The organism is Actinacidiphila bryophytorum, from assembly GCF_016916835.1.
Taxonomy (GTDB): Bacteria; Actinomycetota; Actinomycetes; order Streptomycetales; family Streptomycetaceae; genus Actinacidiphila; species Actinacidiphila bryophytorum.
Genome location: NZ_JAFFIX010000002.1, coordinates 316,395 through 333,452 on the forward strand (window position 1 = coordinate 316,395; position 17,058 = coordinate 333,452).

15 protein-coding genes, 1 tRNA gene and 1 pseudogene are annotated in these 17,058 nt (G+C 72.8%); 8 read left to right on the forward strand and 9 right to left on the reverse strand.

Translation table 11 applies throughout. The annotated features are described in order from the left end of the window. Positions 1-20: 20 nt before the first annotated feature. Positions 21-872, forward strand: a complete 852-nt coding sequence (locus JT723_RS04570) for a diacylglycerol kinase family protein (RefSeq protein ID WP_251513066.1) — start codon at positions 21-23, stop codon at positions 870-872. Positions 873-923: 51 nt separating this feature from the next. Here the strand turns inward: JT723_RS04570 and JT723_RS04575 are convergent, their stop codons facing one another. Next, entirely contained in the window at positions 924-1,367 is a 444-nt protein-coding gene (locus tag JT723_RS04575) for a GbsR/MarR family transcriptional regulator (protein WP_240165112.1), read from the reverse strand. 193 nt (positions 1,368-1,560) lie between these two features. Between JT723_RS04575 and JT723_RS04580 the strand changes: the two genes are divergently transcribed. Further along, positions 1,561-2,493, forward strand: coding sequence for an ABC transporter ATP-binding protein (locus JT723_RS04580; RefSeq protein ID WP_205043057.1), 933 nt, complete (start codon positions 1,561-1,563; stop codon positions 2,491-2,493). After that, positions 2,490-4,094 (forward strand): ABC transporter permease, encoded by a 1,605-nt coding sequence (locus JT723_RS04585; RefSeq protein ID WP_205043058.1) that lies wholly within the window; start codon positions 2,490-2,492, stop codon positions 4,092-4,094. The genes JT723_RS04580 and JT723_RS04585 overlap by 4 nt, the downstream gene beginning before the upstream one ends. On the opposite strand, the gene JT723_RS04590 is transcribed toward JT723_RS04585, so the two are convergent. From JT723_RS04590 to sp36, 5 genes are all read right to left on the reverse strand, one after another. Beyond that, positions 4,084-5,304 (reverse strand): cytochrome P450, encoded by a 1,221-nt coding sequence (locus tag JT723_RS04590; protein WP_205043059.1) that lies wholly within the window; start codon positions 5,302-5,304, stop codon positions 4,084-4,086. The two genes, JT723_RS04585 and JT723_RS04590, sit on opposite strands and share 11 nt — an antisense overlap. Continuing rightward, on the reverse strand, positions 5,301-6,134 hold the full coding sequence (locus tag JT723_RS04595) for an MBL fold metallo-hydrolase (RefSeq protein ID WP_205043060.1): 834 nt from the start codon (positions 6,132-6,134) through the stop codon (positions 5,301-5,303). The genes JT723_RS04590 and JT723_RS04595 overlap by 4 nt, the downstream gene beginning before the upstream one ends. Beyond that, positions 6,131-7,000, reverse strand: coding sequence for an NUDIX hydrolase (locus tag JT723_RS04600; protein WP_205043061.1), 870 nt, complete (start codon positions 6,998-7,000; stop codon positions 6,131-6,133). The genes JT723_RS04595 and JT723_RS04600 overlap by 4 nt, the downstream gene beginning before the upstream one ends. Before the next feature lie 222 nt (positions 7,001-7,222). After that, positions 7,223-7,690 carry a RidA family protein gene (locus tag JT723_RS04605; protein ID WP_205043062.1) on the reverse strand — a complete coding sequence of 156 codons (468 nt, stop codon included), beginning with the start codon at positions 7,688-7,690 and terminating at the stop codon, positions 7,223-7,225. Next, positions 7,687-7,845 (reverse strand): Sp36 family protein, encoded by a 159-nt coding sequence (gene sp36, locus JT723_RS04610; protein ID WP_205043063.1) that lies wholly within the window; start codon positions 7,843-7,845, stop codon positions 7,687-7,689. Before sp36 ends, JT723_RS04605 begins: the two co-directional genes overlap by 4 nt. Positions 7,846-7,912: 67 nt before the next feature. On the opposite strand from sp36, the gene bagA reads away from it, so the two are divergent. After that, a complete protein-coding gene (gene bagA / locus JT723_RS04615; RefSeq protein ID WP_205043064.1) occupies positions 7,913-9,058 on the forward strand; it encodes an ATPase BagA in 1,146 nt (381 codons plus the stop codon). 1 nt (position 9,059) lies between these two features. Beyond that, positions 9,060-10,382 (forward strand): ATPase BagB, encoded by a 1,323-nt coding sequence (bagB, locus tag JT723_RS04620; protein ID WP_205043065.1) that lies wholly within the window; start codon positions 9,060-9,062, stop codon positions 10,380-10,382. On the opposite strand, the gene JT723_RS04625 is transcribed toward bagB, so the two are convergent. Continuing rightward, positions 10,364-10,696 carry a WhiB family transcriptional regulator gene (locus JT723_RS04625; protein ID WP_033175459.1) on the reverse strand — a complete coding sequence of 111 codons (333 nt, stop codon included), beginning with the start codon at positions 10,694-10,696 and terminating at the stop codon, positions 10,364-10,366. The two genes, bagB and JT723_RS04625, sit on opposite strands and share 19 nt — an antisense overlap. 384 nt (positions 10,697-11,080) lie before the next feature. On the opposite strand from JT723_RS04625, the gene JT723_RS04630 reads away from it, so the two are divergent. After that, positions 11,081-13,360: a transglycosylase domain-containing protein gene (locus JT723_RS04630; RefSeq protein ID WP_205043066.1), complete on the forward strand. Its 2,280-nt coding sequence runs from the start codon at positions 11,081-11,083 to the stop codon at positions 13,358-13,360. A gap of 188 nt (positions 13,361-13,548) precedes the next feature. On the opposite strand, the gene JT723_RS04635 is transcribed toward JT723_RS04630, so the two are convergent. Next, complete coding sequence (locus tag JT723_RS04635; RefSeq protein ID WP_205043067.1) at positions 13,549-14,007, reverse strand: GatB/YqeY domain-containing protein; 459 nt, start codon at positions 14,005-14,007, stop codon at positions 13,549-13,551. Positions 14,008-14,103: 96 nt separating this feature from the next. Here JT723_RS04635 and JT723_RS04640 point away from each other — a divergent pair, with 96 nt between their 5' ends. Beyond that, positions 14,104-15,045 carry a metallophosphoesterase gene (locus tag JT723_RS04640; RefSeq protein ID WP_205043068.1) on the forward strand — a complete coding sequence of 314 codons (942 nt, stop codon included), beginning with the start codon at positions 14,104-14,106 and terminating at the stop codon, positions 15,043-15,045. Positions 15,046-15,095: 50 nt separating this feature from the next. Further along, positions 15,096-15,169 (forward strand) — tRNA-Pro (locus JT723_RS04645). A 270-nt stretch (positions 15,170-15,439) separates the two neighbouring features. On the opposite strand, the pseudogene JT723_RS36385 reads toward JT723_RS04645, so the two are convergent. Then, positions 15,440-16,960: pseudogene (locus tag JT723_RS36385) on the reverse strand (LacI family DNA-binding transcriptional regulator); the annotation flags it as partial. Positions 16,961-17,058: the final 98 nt, after the last annotated feature.

The following is a 17,058-nucleotide window of genomic DNA, read 5'->3' on the forward strand; positions in this document are numbered from 1 at the left end:
TTACCTGAGGAAGGACCAAGGTGTCGGCTCACCCTCCCGGGCATCCTCCACCGGACTCCGACCGGAGGTGGCCGCTGCTGCTGGTCATCGACCCGGCGGCACGCGCGACCGACGGCGAGTCCGTGCGGATCGCGAAGGATGTCCTGTGTGCGGGGGCGCCCTCCGTGAAGATCGTCTTCCCGGAGTCCGCCGAGGAGGCCGAGCGCGCGCTCGCCCACCGCGGCCGCCGCCACCCGGTCGTCCTCGGCGACGACCAGGCACTGCTGCGCACGGTCCGTTCGCTGCACCGCGACCGCACGCTGCACGAGGCGCCGGTGTCGCTGGTGCCGATCGGGCCGCGCTCGACGCTGGCCCGCGCCCTCGGCGTGCCCGGCGACGTGCCGGCCGCGGCCCGGGCGGTGCTGGACGGCGCCCCGCGCGAACTGGACCTGCTGGTCGACGAGAGCGGCGGCATCGTGCTCGGCGCGCTGAGCATCCCCTGCGGCAGCCCCGTCTCGCACACCGCCGCGCACTGGTGGACGCCGGTGGAGAAGACCGCCCGCTCGCTGGTGCGCACCCTGACCGCGCCGATCCCTGCCGCCGCCCACCCGCCGCCCCGGCAGCGGCTGCGGGTGGAGGCCGACGGGGTGCTGCTCGCCGACCTCGACCAGCCGGTGCAGGAGATCTCGGTCCGCCCGGCCCCTTCCGGCTTCGCCGAGGTCTACGTCCGGCGCACCGAGGGCGCCTCGCACGTCCGCACCAGGGCGCGCACCATCACCGTCTCGGGCCGCGACTTCCGCTACCGCGCCGATTCCGCGGTCACCGGGCCGGTGCGGACCAGGACCTGGACGGTGGAGCCGGCGGCGTGGCGGCTGACGGTGCCGCGGCGCTGAGCCGGACGGGGGCGGCGGGGGCTCCCAGAGGGCCGGACTCGTGACGCCTCGTCAGAGGGTGGTGCGGTAGACGCGCCAGCGCTCCATCATCCCCGTCAGCTCCCGCTGCAGGAACTCGAAGAAGGCGGCCGTCTCGGCGAGCCTGCGGCCGGCGTCGCTGTCCTCGCCGACGCTGTAGACGCCGGTGCGCAGGGTGCTCTCCCAGCGCACCAGCATGTGCTCGCGGTTGGTGAAGGTCTCGAACCACTGGTCGTTGTGCAGCCGGTACAGCTCGCGGCGCGAGCCGGGGTCGCGTTCGCGCAGGATCAGGCCCGCCTGCGCGAGGTAGCGGACCGCGCCGGAGACCGCGGCCGGGCTGATCTGCAGCTGGTCGGCGAGCGCGGCGGAGCTGAGCGCGCCGTCGGGCGAGACGAGCAGGGCGGCGAAGACCCGGCTGGGCATCCGCGGCATGCCGGCCTCGACGAGCTGGGCCGCGAAGCGCTCTATGAAGGCCATGACGTCGGCGTCGACGGCGACTTCGACGGCGCCGGCGCCGGCGCGCTCCTCCTCGCGCTGCTGTGTCTGCCGCGTCTGCCGCGGTGCCTGCTGCTGCGATTCCTGGGGCACGGTCCGCCTCCCGCTCGGTTTCGCCAAGTTTAACCCGTTCGTGAACTTCACAAATTTCTGAAGACAGCGTACCTTCGAAAACATGAACGGGGCTATCGACGTGGCCGGGCTCACCAAGGCCTTCGGCCGCACACGCGCACTCGACGGACTCGACCTGTCCGTCGCCACCGGTGAGGTGCACGGCTTCCTCGGACCCAACGGTTCGGGGAAGTCGACCACCATCCGCATCCTGCTCGGGCTGCTGAGAGCCGACGGCGGCCGGGCGCGGCTGCTCGGCGGCGACCCCTGGCGCGAGGCGGTGCCGCTGCACCGGCGGGTGGCGTACGTACCCGGTGACGTCACGCTGTGGCGCAACCTCAGCGGCGGCGAGATCATCGACCTCTTCGGCCGGCTGGGCGGCGGGATGGAGCCGGCCCGCCGAGCCGAGCTGCTCGACCGGTTCGAGCTGGACCCCGCGAAGAAGGGCGGCGCCTACTCCAAGGGCAACCGGCAGAAGGTCGCCCTGGTCGCCGCCTTCGCCTCGCGGGCCGAGCTGCTGATCCTCGACGAGCCGACGTCGGGCCTGGACCCCCTGATGGAGGAGGTCTTCCGCGGCTGCGTCCGCGAGGCGCGCGACCGGGGCGCCACGGTGCTGCTGTCCAGCCACATCCTCAGCGAGGTCGAGGCGCTGTGCGACCGGGTGAGCATCATCCGGCAGGGCCGCACGGTGGAGTCCGGTGCGCTCGGCGAGCTGCGCCACCTCACCAGCACCTCGGTGACCGCGGAGCTGGGCCGGGCGCCCGAGGGCCTGGACCGGCTGCCCGGTGTGCGGGACCTCGCGGTCGACGGCACCCGGGTCACCCTCCAGGTGGACAACGACCGGCTCGACACCCTGCTGCAGGCCCTGACCGGCGCCGGGGTCCGCACCCTGACCAGCCGCCCGCCCACCCTTGAGGAGCTGTTCCTGCGGCACTACACGGCCGACGCCGGCCAGGTCCCGGCCGGCGCGGCAGCCGGGCACGGGGGCACCCGGTGAGCGCCCCGGCCGGCAGCGCGACCCTGACCCGGCTGGCGCTGCGCCGCGACCGCGTCATGATCCCCGGCTGGATCTACGCTCTGGCCGCCACCGCCGTCGGCAGCGCGGTGTCCTACCGCTCGCTCTACGCCGACCAGGCCGACCGCACCGACTTCCAGCGCAGTACGAACGCCAGCGGGCCGCTGCGGGCGTTCTACGGGCCGATCTACGACGCCCACTCCGTGGGCGCCCTCACCGCCTGGCGGATCGGCGTCATCGGGGCGGCGCTCGCCGGGCTGATGAGCATCCTGCTGGTCGTCAGGCACACCCGCGAGGAGGAGGAGACCGGCCGCCAGGAGATGCTGGGCGCCACCATGGTCGACCGGCGGGCGCCGCTGACCGCGGCCCTCACGGCGACGGCGGCGGCCGACGCCGTGGTCGCGCTGGTGGTCGCAGCCGGCATGGCGGTGCTCGGCGAGAGCCCCGCCGGGTCGGTCGCGCTGGGGCTGCAACTGGCCGCGGGCGGCCTGGCCTTCGGGGCGGTCGCCGCGGTCACCGCCCAGCTCACCGCGAGCGCCAGGCTCGCCAGGGGGCTGGCGGGCACGGTGCTGGGGGCCGCCTTCCTGCTGCGGGCGGCGGGGGACGCCGGAAGCACCGGCGGGTCCTCGCCCCTGGTGTGGGCCTCGCCGCTGGGCTGGCTGGAGCATCTGCACCCCTACGCCGGGGAGTCCTGGTGGGTGCTGGCACCGGTCGCCGGATTCGCCGCGCTGTGCTGCGCTGCCGCCTATGCGCTGGTCGAACGGCGCGACATCGGGGCGAGCCTGCTGCCCGCAAGGCCGGGACCCGCGGGCGCGGGCCGGCTGCTGCGCGGCCCCTCCGGGCTGGCCTGGCGCCTCCAGCGCGGCAGCCTGTACGGCTGGGGCGCGGGCCTGCTGGTCGCCGGGGCCGTCTACGGCTCGGTCACCGACTCGGTCGGCGACATCGTCGGAGACAACGGCCAGGTCGGCGACATCATCGAGCGGATGGGCGGCCACACCGGCCTGACCGACGCCTTCCTGGCCACGGTCATGGGCGTCTACGGCATCGCCGCCGGCGGCTACGCGGTGCAGAGCCTGCTGCGGCTGCGCGCCGAGGAGAGCGCGGGCGGTGCGGAGGCGCTGCTCGCCCACCCGGTGGGGCGGCTGCGCTGGGCGGCGGGCCACCTGGCGCACGCCCTGCTCGGCCCGGTGCTGCTGCTGGCCGCGGCAGGGGCCGCGACCGGCCTGGCGTACGGGCTGGCCGTCCATGACGTCGGCGGGCAGCTGCCCCGGCTGACCGGGGCGGCGGTCGGCCAGGCGCCGGCGGTGTGGGTGCTCGTGGGCCTCGGCGTGCTGCTCTTCGGGCTGCGGCCGCGGGCCGCCTCCGCCGCCTGGGGGCTGCTGGCGGCGTGCGTGCTGCTCGGCCAGCTCGGCCCGGTGCTGCGGCTGCCCCAGCCGGTGCTCGACGTGTCGCCGTTCACGCACCTGCCGGACCTGCCGGGAAGCCACGTGGCGGCGACCCCGTACGCCTGGCTCATACTCGTCGCCGCCGCGGCGCTGGCCGCGGGCCTGGCCGGGCTGCGGCGCCGGGACCTCACCAGCTGACCAGCAGCTCCTCCACCCCGCGGATGACGTAGTTCGGCCGCCAGCGCGGCTCGGACAGCAGCCGCATCCCGGGGGCGTGCCGCAGGAAGGTGCCGAAGGAGGCGCTGAGTTCGAGGCGGGCCAGCGGGGCGCCCAGGCAGTAGTGGATGCCCGCGCCGAAGCTGACGTGCCGGTTGTCGAAGGCCGGCCGGGTCACGTCGAAGCGGTCGGGGTCCTCGAAGCGGGCGGGGTCGCGGTTCGCCGAGCCGAACAGCAGGGCCACCTCGGAGCCGCGCGGGATCACCGTCCCGCCGACCTCGATGTCGTCCAGCACCCAGCGCTCGAACAGCTGCAGCGGGGTGTCGTAGCGCAGCATCTCCTCCACGCCGTCCCGCAGCCGCTGCGGCACCTCCTGGAGGACCCGCAGCTGGTCGGGGTGCCGGAAGAGGGTCAGCCAGCCCAGCGTGGTGGTGTTGACGGTGGCCTCGTGGCCGGCGTTCAGCAGCAGCACACAGGTGGAGACCATCTCCTGCTCGCTGAGCACGTCGCCGTCGTCCTGGACCGCGATCAGCGCGCTGATCAGGTCCTCGCCCGGTTCGGTGCGCCGGACGGCGATCAGCTCCCGCAGATAGGCGGAGAACTCCTCGCTGGCGGTCACCGCGGCGCGGGCGGCGTCGGGGCCGGGGTTCAGCTCGTACATCCCGGTCATGGCCGCCGACCAGGGCCGCAGCAGGTCCCGGTCGGAGGCGGGTATGCCCAGCATCTCGGCGATCACCGCGACCGGCAGCGGCTCGGCGACCTTGGCGTGCAGGTCGCCGCCGCCGTCCGCGTACAGCGCCGTGACCAGCTCGGCGGCCAGCCGCTGCACGGTCGGCACCAGCTCCTCCACCCGGCGCGGGGTGAAGGCCTTGGCGACCAGCCGGCGGATGCGGGTGTGCGCCGGGGCCTCCAGGTCGAGCAGGCCGTTGTCGTTCAGCACGGTGAAGGGTTCGAGCTCGGGCGGCGGCGGGGTGCGGCCGAAGTCCTCGTGCGTGAAGCGGTGCAGGTAGGTGCGGCCGAGCCGGCGGTCCCGCAGCAGCGCGTTGACGTCGTCGTAGTGCGGGATCAGCCACTGCCGCGTCGGCTCGTAGTAGAGCGCGCGGCCGGCCGCCCGCAGCTCCTCGTAGGCCGGGTAGGGGTCGGCGGCGAAGGCGCGGGAGTGCGGGGTGAAGACGGCGGGGGCAGATGTCATGGCAGCTCGATGATTCCGTGTTCGCGCAGGTAGTCGAGTTGGGCGCGGACCGAGAGCTCCGCTGCGGGCCACAGTGCCGGGTCGACGTCGGCGTAGACGCGCGCGACCACCTCGGCCGGGGTGCGCAGGCCCGACTCGACGGCGGTCTCGACCTGGGCGAGCCGGTGGGCACGGTGGGCGAGATAGAACTCGACGGCGCCGCGGGCGTCGCCGAGCACCGGGCCGTGGCCCGGCAGGACGGTGTCCACACCGCCGTCCACGGTGTGCGCCTGGAGCCGCCGCAGCGAGTCCAGGTAGTCGCCGAGCCGCCCGTCCGGGTGGGCGACCACGGTGGTGCCGCGGCCGAGCACCGTGTCACCGGTCAGCACCGCGCCGTCGGCCGGCAGCAGGAAGGACAGCGAGTCCGCGGTGTGGCCTGGAGTGCCCATGACCCGCAGCTCAAGGCCGCCGGTCGTCACCGTGTCGCCCGCGGCCAGCCCCTCGTCCCCCAGCCGCAGCGCCGGGTCCAGTGCGCGCACCCGGGTGCGGGTCAGCTCCGCGAAACGGGCAGCGCCCTCGGCGTGGTCGGGGTGCCCGTGCGTGAGCAGCGTCAGCGCGACCCGCTTGCCCGCCTGCTCGGCGGCGGCCACGACGGCGGCCAGGTGGCCCTCGTCCAGCGGCCCCGGGTCGATCACCACGGCGAGCGGCGAGTCGGGCTCGGCGACGATCCAGGTGTTCGTGCCGTCCAGCGTCATCGGCGAGGCGTTCGGCGCCAGGACGCACAGCGCCCGGGCCGTCGCCCACCCGCCGATCGCGGCCCGCGGCCGCCCCGGCGCCGTCCCCGACGTCACTGCGCCCCACCCCCCGGCGCGGCCAGGGTGAAGGTGAACTCGTCGTGCCCGGGCCAGGTCAGTACGACCGCGCCGGCCGCGTCCACGGCGGCCGTCGCGATCACCGGGGCCAGGTCGCGCCCCGCCGCGCCGTCCAGGGCCGCGGCCACCGAGCCGTACGGCAGCAGGTCCCGCAGCATGCTCACGGTCGGCGGCAGCATCGCCAGCTCGCCGCGGTCGTAGCCGGCCACCGCGTCGGCCGGGCGCAGCCAGGCGGTGCGGTCCGCCTCGCCGGACACGTCCCGGGTGCGCTGGCCCGCGGGCAGTGCCGCCAGGAAGAACCACGTGTCGTAGCGGCGCTCCTCGAACTCCGGGGTGATCCAGCGCCCGAACGCCCGCAGCAGGTCGGTGCGCAGCACCAGGCCGCGACGGTCAAGGAAGTCGGCGAACGCCAGGTCGTGCGCGACCAGGGCGGTACGGTCCCGCTCCCAGTCCTCCCCCGTCGTGTCCGCCACGACCGTGCCGGCGTCCGGGCCGGCCAGCAGCACCCCGGACTCCTCGAACGTCTCGCGCACCGCCGCACACACCACGGCCTGCGCCTCCGCCGGGCCGACGCCCAGCGCCGCCGCCCACTCCTCCAGCGCGGGACCGGCCCAGCGCACCGGCCGCTCGTCGCGCGGGTCCACCCCGCCGCCGGGGAAGGCGTACGCGCCCGCCGCGAAGGCCATCGAGGCGCGGCGCCGCAGCATGTGGACGACGGGCAGGTGCCCGTCGTCCTTCAGCAGCAGGACCGTCGCCGCCCGCCGCGGCACCACCGGCTGCAGCTCCCCCCGGGTCAGCGCCCGGATCCGCTCCGGCCACGCCGCCGGCACACTCATCTTCCCCATGCGCCGACCCTACGTTCCCCTCTCCGCAAGGGGGCAACCCTTGGGGGGCGCGGGGCTGCACCTGATCTGCGGCGCGCCCCTGAAAACGCTCGCCCTCTGCGGAGGAGGCACCCAGGGCGTGCCCGCCCCCCTGAAAAACGCTCACCGCCCTGCGCAAGGGCAACGCCCTGGTGGCTCGGCCCCGCCGAATATGTGCTCGGCCCCGCCGAAAAAGCCCCCCGCTCAGGGGGCGAGTTCGACCTGGAGCTCGACTTCGACGGGGGCGTCGAGGGGCAGAACCGCGACCCCCACGGCGCTACGCGCGTGAACCCCCTTCTCACCCAGCACCTCGCCGAGAAGCTCACTGGCCCCGTTGACGACCGCCGGCTGCCCGGTGAAGGACGGGGCGGAGGCGACGAAGCCCACGACCTTCACCACGCGCGCGATGCGGTCGAGGTCGCCGACGACCGACTTGACCGCGGCCAGCGCGTTGAGCGCGCAGACGCGCGCCAGCTCCTTGGCCTCCTCGGGCGTGACGCCCGCACCCACCTTGCCGGTTGCCGGCAGCTTGCCCTCCACCATGGGCAGCTGGCCGGACGTGTAGACGTACGCGCCGGAGCGTACGGCCGGCTGGTAGGACGCCAGAGGCGGCACCACCTCGGGCAGCGTCAGGCCCAGTTCTGCGAGCCGGGACGCGACGGCCCCGCTCACGCCTTCTCCCGCTTGAGGTAGGCGACGAGCTGCTCGGAGTTGGGTCCCGGCACGACCTGGACCAGCTCCCAGCCGTCGTCACCCCAGGTGTCGAGGATCTGCTTGGTCGCGTGCACGAGCAGCGGCACGGTCGCGTATTCCCACTTCTTCGCCATGCCGCGACTTTATCGCCTCGCCGGGACCCAGGGCGTGGCCCGCCCCGCCAGTGGTTAGGCTCGCAAGGTGAGCGCTCACCAGTCATCCGCCGTCCGGCTGCACATCGTGACCGGCAAGGGCGGCACGGGCAAGACCACGGTCGCCGCCTCGCTGGCGCTCGCCCTCGCGGCGGAGGGCCGGCGGGTCCTGCTGGTGGAGGTCGAGGAGCGGCAGGGCATCGCGCAGCTCTTCGAGACCGAGGCGCTGCCGTACGAGGAGCGCAGGATCGCTTCCGCGTCGGGTGGCGGCGAGGTGCACGCGCTGGCCATCGACGCCGAGCTGGCGATGCTGGACTACCTGGACATGTTCTACAAGCTGGGCCGGGCGGGCCGCGCCCTGAAGAAGCTCGGCGCGATCGACTTCGCGACGACCGTCGCCCCCGGCATCAGGGACGTGCTGCTCACCGGCAAGGTGTGCGAGGCGGTCCGCCGCAAGGACAAGGCGGGCTGGCCGGTGTACGACGCCGTCGTGCTCGACGCCCCGCCGACCGGCCGCATCACCCGCTTCCTCAACGTCAACGACGAGGTCGCGGGCCTGGCGCGGATGGGGCCGATACACAACCAGGCGCAGGCGGTGATGCGGGTGCTCAAGTCCCCGCAGACCGCGATCCACCTGGTGACGCTGCTGGAGGAGATGCCGGTCCAGGAGACCATGGACGGCGTCGCCGAGCTGCGGGCCGCAGGCCTTCCGGTGGGCGCGGTCATCGTCAACATGGTGCGCCCTGTGCTGCTGGGCGACGCCGACCTGGCCAAGGCGGCCGCCGACCGCAGCGCCGTTGCCGTCGGCAAGCGGCGTACCGCGGTCGCCAAGGCGCTGTCGCAGGCGGGCCTGGGCGGGGCCAGGCGCGGCGGGGTCGCGGAGCGGCTGGTGGACCCGCTGCTCGCGCAGGCCCACGAGCACGCCCAGCGGGTGGTCCTGGAGCGCGAGCAGCGCGCCGAGATCGCCGCGCTCGGCCTGCCGGTGCGCGAGCTGGACCTGCTCGGCGACGGCGTCGACCTCGGCGGCCTCTACCGGCTGGCCGACAGCCTGCGCAAACAGGCCGTCCCCGGCGTCATGGAGGCCGCAGCCCGCGCGAAGGGCCGGACAGCGGCGGCGGGCGGCCCCGAGGACGACGACATCGAGGACGCCGACGACGCCGACGACGAGGACGAGGACGAGGACGAGGACGCCTGAGATGAGCCTGCAGAGCCCCGTACTGGAGATCGACCCGCTGCTGGACGACCGGAAGACCCGGATCGTCGTCTGCTGCGGCTCGGGCGGCGTCGGCAAGACCACGACGGCCGCGGCCCTGGGCGTACGGGCTGCCGAGCGCGGGCGTACCGCGGTGGTGCTGACCATCGACCCGGCCCGCCGGCTGGCGCAGTCGATGGGGCTGACGGAGTTGGACAACACACCGCGCGAAGTGGCTGGAATCGATCGGTCGGCCGGCGGCTCGCTGCACGCGATGATGCTGGACATGAAACGGACGTTCGACGAGGTCGTCGTCCAGCACTCCGACCCCGAGCGGGCCAGGGCGATCCTGGAGAACCCCTTCTACCAGTCGCTGTCGGCCGGTTTCGCCGGCACCCAGGAGTACATGGCGATGGAGAAGCTGGGGCAGCTGCGCGCCCAGGACGCCTGGGACCTGATCATCGTGGACACCCCGCCGAGCCGCAGCGCGCTGGACTTCCTCGACGCGCCCAAGCGGCTCGGCTCCTTCCTCGACGGCCGCTTCATCAAGCTGCTGATGGCCCCGGCGAAGGTCGGCGGCCGGGCCGGGGTGAAGTTCCTCAACATCGGGATGTCGATGATGACCGGCACCCTGAGCAAGGTGATGGGCGCCGGCCTGCTGCGTGACGTGCAGACCTTCGTGGCGGCGATGGACACGATGTTCGGCGGCTTCCGCACCCGCGCCGACGCCACGTACCGGCTGCTCCAGGCGCCCGGCACCGCCTTCCTCGTCGTCGCGGCCCCGGAGCGGGACGCGCTGCGGGAGGCCGCGTACTTCGTGGAGCGGCTCGCCGACGAGGACATGCCGCTGGCCGGCCTCGTACTGAACCGGGTGCACGGCAGCGGGGCGGCCCAGCTGACCGCGGAGCGCGCGCTGGCGGCGGCGGAGGCGCTGGAGGACTACGTGGCCGAGCGCGCCGCGGAGAGCGAGGCCGAGGGCACGGACGGAAGCACCGTCGACGGCGCCGGGGCGCACTCCGGCGCGGAAGGCGAAGAAAATCTTGCCGGCGGCGGCATTGTGGATCAACGGGCCGGGCATGATGACTCCCGGCAGGACCTGCCGGCGGGCACCGACGACTCGGAGCGGCTCGCCGCCGGACTCCTGCGCCTCCATGCGGAACGCATGCAGGTGGTCGCGCGTGAACGACGCACCCGCGACCGCTTCGTGTCAGTGCACCCCGAAGTACCGATGGTGGATGTCACCGCCCTGCCGGGCGACGTACACGACCTGGAGGGTTTGCGGGCGATCGGTCAGGAACTCGCGGAGGGTCAGCCCGCCGCGGCGTAGTCGTCCTCGTCACCGAGCGGCAGCAGACCGGTGCTGCGCTCGTACTCGGTGCGGGCGGTCTCCAGCAGTCTTCGCCAGGAGGTCACCATCGGGCGGCGGCGCAGCAGTGCGCGGCGCTCCCGCTCGGTCATACCCCCCCACACGCCGAACTCCACCCGGTTGTCGAGCGCGTCGGCCAGGCACTCGGTGCGTACCGGGCATCCGGTGCACACCGCCTTCGCCCGGTTCTGCGCCGCACCCTGGACGAACAGTTCGTCCGGATCCGTCGTCCTGCATGCGGCCTGCGTGCTCCAGTCGGTTACCCAGCTGCTCATGCTGGCGCCGTCCTCTCCCGAATCGAGGCTCCCCCACGGCGGCAACCGGCATATTCACCGGCGCCAGTTGGGACGTTACGGAAGGTAGGCGCGACGCAACAGCCCTTTCAGGCCCAATCTTGCATGGCCCGAATGGACTATGCGTGCCCAGCAGATCACCCAACGGAGTGACTGCTGGTCGCATCGGACATATGGGGCGATACGGTCAGGTATCACCCGCCGAAAGGACCAAGTCCCCCGGCATATACCGAAATTCGGGCACCTCTCATCACTCACAAGAGTGATGACGGGAGACAGTGATGCGCCGACGTTCGCATCCTGTCTGTTACAGACTAGGCGAACACCTGGGCGTACGTCCGGGGAATCGCCACGTAGGCTGCTTCCATGGCTCACAAGCGTTCGGGCGGGGGGCTCACGACGGCCCAGCAGGCCGCCAAGTTCCTCGGCGTCAGTGTTCTGGCCGGCGCGGTCCTGGCGGGAATAGCCCTGCCGGCCGCCGGTGCGCTCGGCCTGTCCGCGAAGGGCACGGCGGCAGGCTTCGACGACCTGCCCGGCGAGCTGAAGGCGCCGCCGCTCAGCCAGGCGTCCAAGATCCTGGACTCCAAGGGCGGCCTGATCGCCACCGTCTACTCGCGCGACCGCACGGTCGTCCCGATCACCGCCATGAGCCCGAACATCCTCAAGGCCATCGTCGACATCGAGGACTCGCGCTACTACGAGCACGGCGCCCTCGACCTCAAGGGCATCCTGCGCGCGCTCAGCAACAACGCCTCGGACGGGGGCACCCAGGGCGCCTCGACACTGACCCAGCAGTACGTCAAGAACGTCTTCGTGGAGGAGGCGGGCGACGACGCCACCAAGGTCGCCCAGGCCACCCAGCAGACCGTCGGCCGCAAGATCAAGGAGATGAAGTACGCGATCCAGGTCGAGAAGGAGCTGGGCAAGAAGAAGATCCTGGAGAACTACCTCAACATCACCTTCTTCGGCGAGCAGGCCTACGGCATCGAGGCCGCCGCCCAGCGCTACTTCAGCACCTCCGCGAAGAAGCTCACCCTGACCCAGGCCGCCCTGCTGGCCGGCATGGTGCAGTCGCCGAGCCGCTACGACCCGATCAGCAACGAGCAGGCCGCGCTCGACCGGCGCAACACGGTGCTGGCCCGGATGGCCCAGCTCAAGGACATCACCCCGGCGCAGGCCGCAGCCGCCCAGAAGGCGCCGCTCGGCCTCAAGGTCAGCTCCCCGAAGAACGGCTGCATCACCGCGGCCAACGGCGCCGGCTTCTTCTGCGACTACGTGCGCGAGACGTTCCTGCAGAACGCGGCCTTCGGCAAGACCAAGACCGACCGGCAGAAGGCGTGGGACATAGGCGGTCTCACCATAAGGACCACGCTCGACCCGAAGGCGCAGCAGGCGCTGCTCAAGGGCCTGGGCGAGCACGTGTACAAGGGCGACAACTTCGTCGCCGCCGACACCATGGTGCAGCCGGGCACCGGCAAGATCGTCGCCATGGGCCAGAGCAAGCCCTACGGCTTCGGCAAGAACCAGACCCAGCTGAACCTGTCCGTCGACCGGAACATGGGCAACAGCGGCGGTTTCCAGAACGGCTCGACCTTCAAGCCGATCACGGCGGCCGCGGCCCTGGAGGCCGGCTACAAGCCGGACCAGACCTACCCGTCGCCGAACGAGCTGGAGATCTACCCCGACGTCACCAACTGCGCCGGCCAGGTCGTCCACGCCCACCCCGGCGAGGGCACCAAGAACGAGTCGAAGTCCGAGGTCGGGCCGTACTCCATGCCCGACGCGCTCAAGCACTCGATCAACACGTACTTCGTGGCGCTCGAAGCCGACATCGGCCTGTGCCCGATCGTCAACATGGCGTCCAAGCTCGGCTTCGTCCGGGCCGACGGCAAGCCGCTGATCCAGGCCGCGTCGCTCACCCTGGGCGTCAACGAGGTCTCGCCGCTCACCGTCGCCGCCGCCTACGCGGCATTCGCCAACCGCGGCGTCTACTGCACGCCGACCGCCATCGAGGCCGTCACCGGCCCGAACGGCAAGCAGATGGCGGTGCCGAAGACCCTGTGCAGCCGGGCCATGTCGCAGAACACCGCGGACACCCTCAACAGCATGCTCAAGGGCGTCGTCGACGACGGCACCGGCACCGCGGCCGACCTTCCCGGCCGCGACACGGCAGGCAAGACCGGTACGACCGACGACCGCAGGGACGCCTGGTTCGCCGGCTACACCCCGTCCCTGGCCTCCGCGGTCTGGCTGGGCGACCCGTTCGGCAAGGGCATCAAGGGCCGCCGCCTTTCGATGTACGCCGGCGCCCCCGACAACGGCGGCATCAAGGTCAAGATCGGCCCCAAGACCTTCGACAAGGTCGAGGGCGCGACCGGCCCGGCGCCCATCTGGCGCGACGCGATGCTCGGGGCCCTGGAGGGCACCGAGCGCGAGCACTTCGTGACGGTGCCGCTGCCCGACCCGCCGGCCAAGACCGACCCGAACCAGCCGCCGGACAACGGCAAGGGCCACGGCCCCGGCGGCACGGGTCCCGGCGGCACGGGCCTGCCCAACCCCTTCCCGACCTTCACGATCCCGCCCGGCATCACGGGCGGCGGCAACGGAAGGGCCGGGGGCGGCGGCAACGGCGGGAACGGGCCGTGAGCAGTGCGGCGCTCGTGACGCCGGGCGGGCTCGGCTGAGCGGGTGAGCGTGTAAGGGGCGCCCTCCTTGGAGGGCGCCCCTTACGTGTGCCTATGCATAGGCCTATGCGCGGGCGATGCGCGTACGGCCGGGCCGGTGGCCCGGAGGCGCGGACGTACTTGCTGGCGTACCGCTGACGTACCGCCGGGTCAGCCGGCGAGCTGGCGCTTGACCTCGGCGGCGACGCGGCCGCCCTCCGCGCGCTTGGCGACCTTGGGGTTGACCAGCTTCATGACGGCGCCCATGCCCTTCGGCCCGCTGGCACCCGACTCGGCGACCGCCTCCCGGACGATCGCGGCGATCTCCTCGTCGGTGAGCTGCTGCGGCAGGTACTCGGCCAGGACCTCGCCCTCCGCCCGCTCCCGCTGCGCCGACTCCGCGCGACCGCCCTGCTCGAACGCCTCGGCCGCCTCGCGCCGCTTCTTCGCCTCCCGGGTGATCACCGTCAGCACCTCGTCGTCGGAGAGCTGCCGGGCCGTGGTGCCGGCGACCTCCTCCTTGGTGATGGCGGTCAGCGTGAGCCGGAGCGTGGCGGAGCGCAGTTCGTCACGGCCCTTGATCGCCGTGGTCAGGTCGTCCTGGAGTCGCTGCTTGAGCGTCGTGGTCATACCCCGATTTTCGCACCACGGTGCCGTGCGGTGCGCCCCTATTAGCGACGCGTTGGCCCGGCGCCTTTCCCCGCCGGACTCTGACACGATGGGCGTATGCGCGCGCGATACGGAGTACCCCTCGGTGTGATGGCGGCAGGCGCGGCCTGCGTGGCATATGCGGCCGGCTTCGAGGCGAGGTCGTACCGGCTGCGCCGGGTGGACATCCCGGTGCTGCCCCCCGGGATGCGGCCGATCCGGATCCTCCAGCTGTCCGACATCCACATGGTCTCGGGCCAGGACAAGAAGCGCCGCTGGCTGCAGTCGCTCGCGGGCCTGCGCCCCGACCTGGTCGTGAACACCGGGGACAACCTCTCCGACCCCACCGCCGTCCCCGAAGTCCTGGACGCCCTGGGGCCGTTGCTGCGGTTCCCCGGCACGTACGTCTTCGGCTCGAACGACTACTACGGCCCGAAGTTCCGCAACCCCGGCCGCTACCTGGTCGAGAAGGCTCGCGGCCAGCACGGCCTGAACGGCAAGAGCGCCGGCGGCCACGGCGTCGTCCGCAACCCCTGGGGCGACCTGCGCGACGCCTTCGACGCGGCCGGCTGGGTCGGCCTGAGCAACACCCGCGGCCGCCTCAAGCTCGACCACGGCCCCGTCCTGGGCCTGACCGGCCTGGACGACCCGCACATCAAGCGCGACCGGTACGCCGCGGTCGCCGGCGGCCCCGACCCGGACACCGACTTCAACCTGGCCCTGGTCCACGCCCCCTACCTGCGCGTCCTCGACGCCTTCACGGCCGACCGCTACCCCCTGATCCTGGCCGGCCACACGCACGGCGGCCAGCTCTGCATCCCCTTCTACGGCGCCCTGGTCACCAACTGCGACCTCGACACCGACCGCGTGAAGGGCCTCTCCACCCACACCGCCACCGGCTCCACCTCCTACCTCCACGTCTCCGCAGGCTGCGGCACCAACCGCTACACCCCCCTCCGCTTCGCCTGCCCCCCCGAGGCCACCCTCCTCACCCTGACCCCCGCCCCCACCCCCACCTAAACCGGATTTCGCCTCCGGCCCGCGGTCCGCTAAAGTAATCCCCGTTGCACCGGGGTGTGGCGCAGCTTGGTAGCGCGCTTCGTTCGGGACGAAGAGGCCGTGGGTTCAAATCCCGCCACCCCGACTGGTGAACACGCAGGTGAGGGGCGGTCTTCCGATTCGGAAGACCGCCCCTCACGGCGTTCCGAGGGGGTCTTGGGAGAAAATTGGGAGAAGATCTTGGTCGGGGGCGCTCTTCTTCCACCCTCTGGCCTGGTCTTTCTCCCGATCTCAGGAGCGCGTCGAGCGCCGCGACCGGGGAGCCGGGACTCATTGTGCGGCGTATGTCGAGTGCCTCCTCCCACTGCTCGGTGAGCGCGTCCATGAGCCGGGCGCGCATGCGCGGGGTGACGTGGGAGTAGCGGGCCTGGACGGAGCCGTCCTCGTGGCCGAGGCGCTCGTCCATGAGCTTGGGCGGGGTGCCGGCCTCCTCCATGATCGTCCGGTGGGTGTGCCGAAGCCCGTGCGGCGTCAGGCCCGGGGCGATCGGCACCCAGCAGGCCTGGGCGCGCTGGGCGGCGCCCCTGCCTCGGGCCGGGATGCCGGGCCAGGGCTCGGCGAGCAGCGGCACGGGGTGGGCGTCGGAGGGGGCGCGGGTCGGGTAGGAGCCGGTGGTGGCCGGATAGAAGAGCCACGAGGCGAAGCCGCTGCGCCGCCAGTGGGGCGCGAGCTCCCCCGAGCTGGCGTTGCGGACGTACCCCAGCTCGGCGATGGCAGCCTCCACCCGCGCCCGCGTGTCCTCGGAAACGCTGTCGGGCCAGTTGAGGACGTTGGAAACGGTCCCGGCGGAGACCCCGGCCTTGCGGGCCACGTCGACGATCTTCGCGCCGGGCCGGCGGGCGGCGCCGTTGGCGGAGGAGTAGCCGTTGAAGGCGTACCGAAGGTCATGGCAGCCGCAAGGTTCGGGCCGCTTGGCGGCGACGTGCCGGGAGAGCAGCCCGGACAGGAAGTCCGGGGTGTCGATGGTCCGGTAGGAGTCGTCCTTAGGCGGGCACCGGTGGAACTCGCCCCCGTCCAGCTCGTAGAGCTGCCACTCGACGCGGAGGGAGCCGGGACGTATGAACTGCGCTTCCAGCCCCATGAGTTCGCCCCACCGGATGCCGGTGTAGCCCTTGGTGACCAGGGCGACGAACTCGTCGTCCCGCCCGGTGAGCAGCGCGGCGCGCTCGGCGATGAGCAGGATGCCGAGCGCGTCGGTGATCACCTTCTCCGGCCCGCGGTTGCGCGAGCGCCCGGCACGCTTGCCGCGCCCCCTGCGCCGCGCGGCCGGGTTCGTCTCCCGCAGCCCGTCGTCCACGGCGTCACCAAGGACCAAGTGCAGGGTGCTGCGCCAGGTCTTCAAGGTGGCAGGCGCATAGCCTCGCCCCCGCTCCTGCCGCTCCCACTGCTCGACGTGGTGCCGGTTGATCTCGCCGACCTCCAGGTCGTTGAAGTACGGCAGCAGGTGCTCCTCGATGTGGCGCCGGTAGTTCTGCATGGTGGAGAGAGCCAGGTCCTGCAGGGTGAACCAGCGGTTGGCGTACTCCCCGAAGGTGATCCGCGCCGCCGCCGGGTCATGCCACCGCCCGCCACGTACCTTCGCCTCCTCCTCGTTGGCGGCCTGCTCGGCAGCCCGCTTGGTGCGGAAGCGCAGCACCTCGCCGTTGGCGTCCGCGACGGTGCGGTACTTGCCGGGCGCGATCTTGTAGCGAGCGCGCCAGTAGTCGCCGCGCTTCTCGCCGTATCCCATGTCTGGCTCCTTCCGGGGTGGTGGTCTGGGTTCCTGCGGGCGCGCGCCGTCGGCGCGGCGGGCGGGCGTTGAGCCGTGACTCGGCCGCGACGGGCGCCGCGCGGGCCGGTCGGTAGGCCGACCTGGCGGACGGCAGGGTGCCGGCATCGGGCGGGGCCAGGGGCCGTTCCTCGAAGATCCGGATGATCTCCGCGAGGTGGCCGGCGGTGAAGCGGTAGCTGCCGCCGAGCCTGGTGAACGGGATA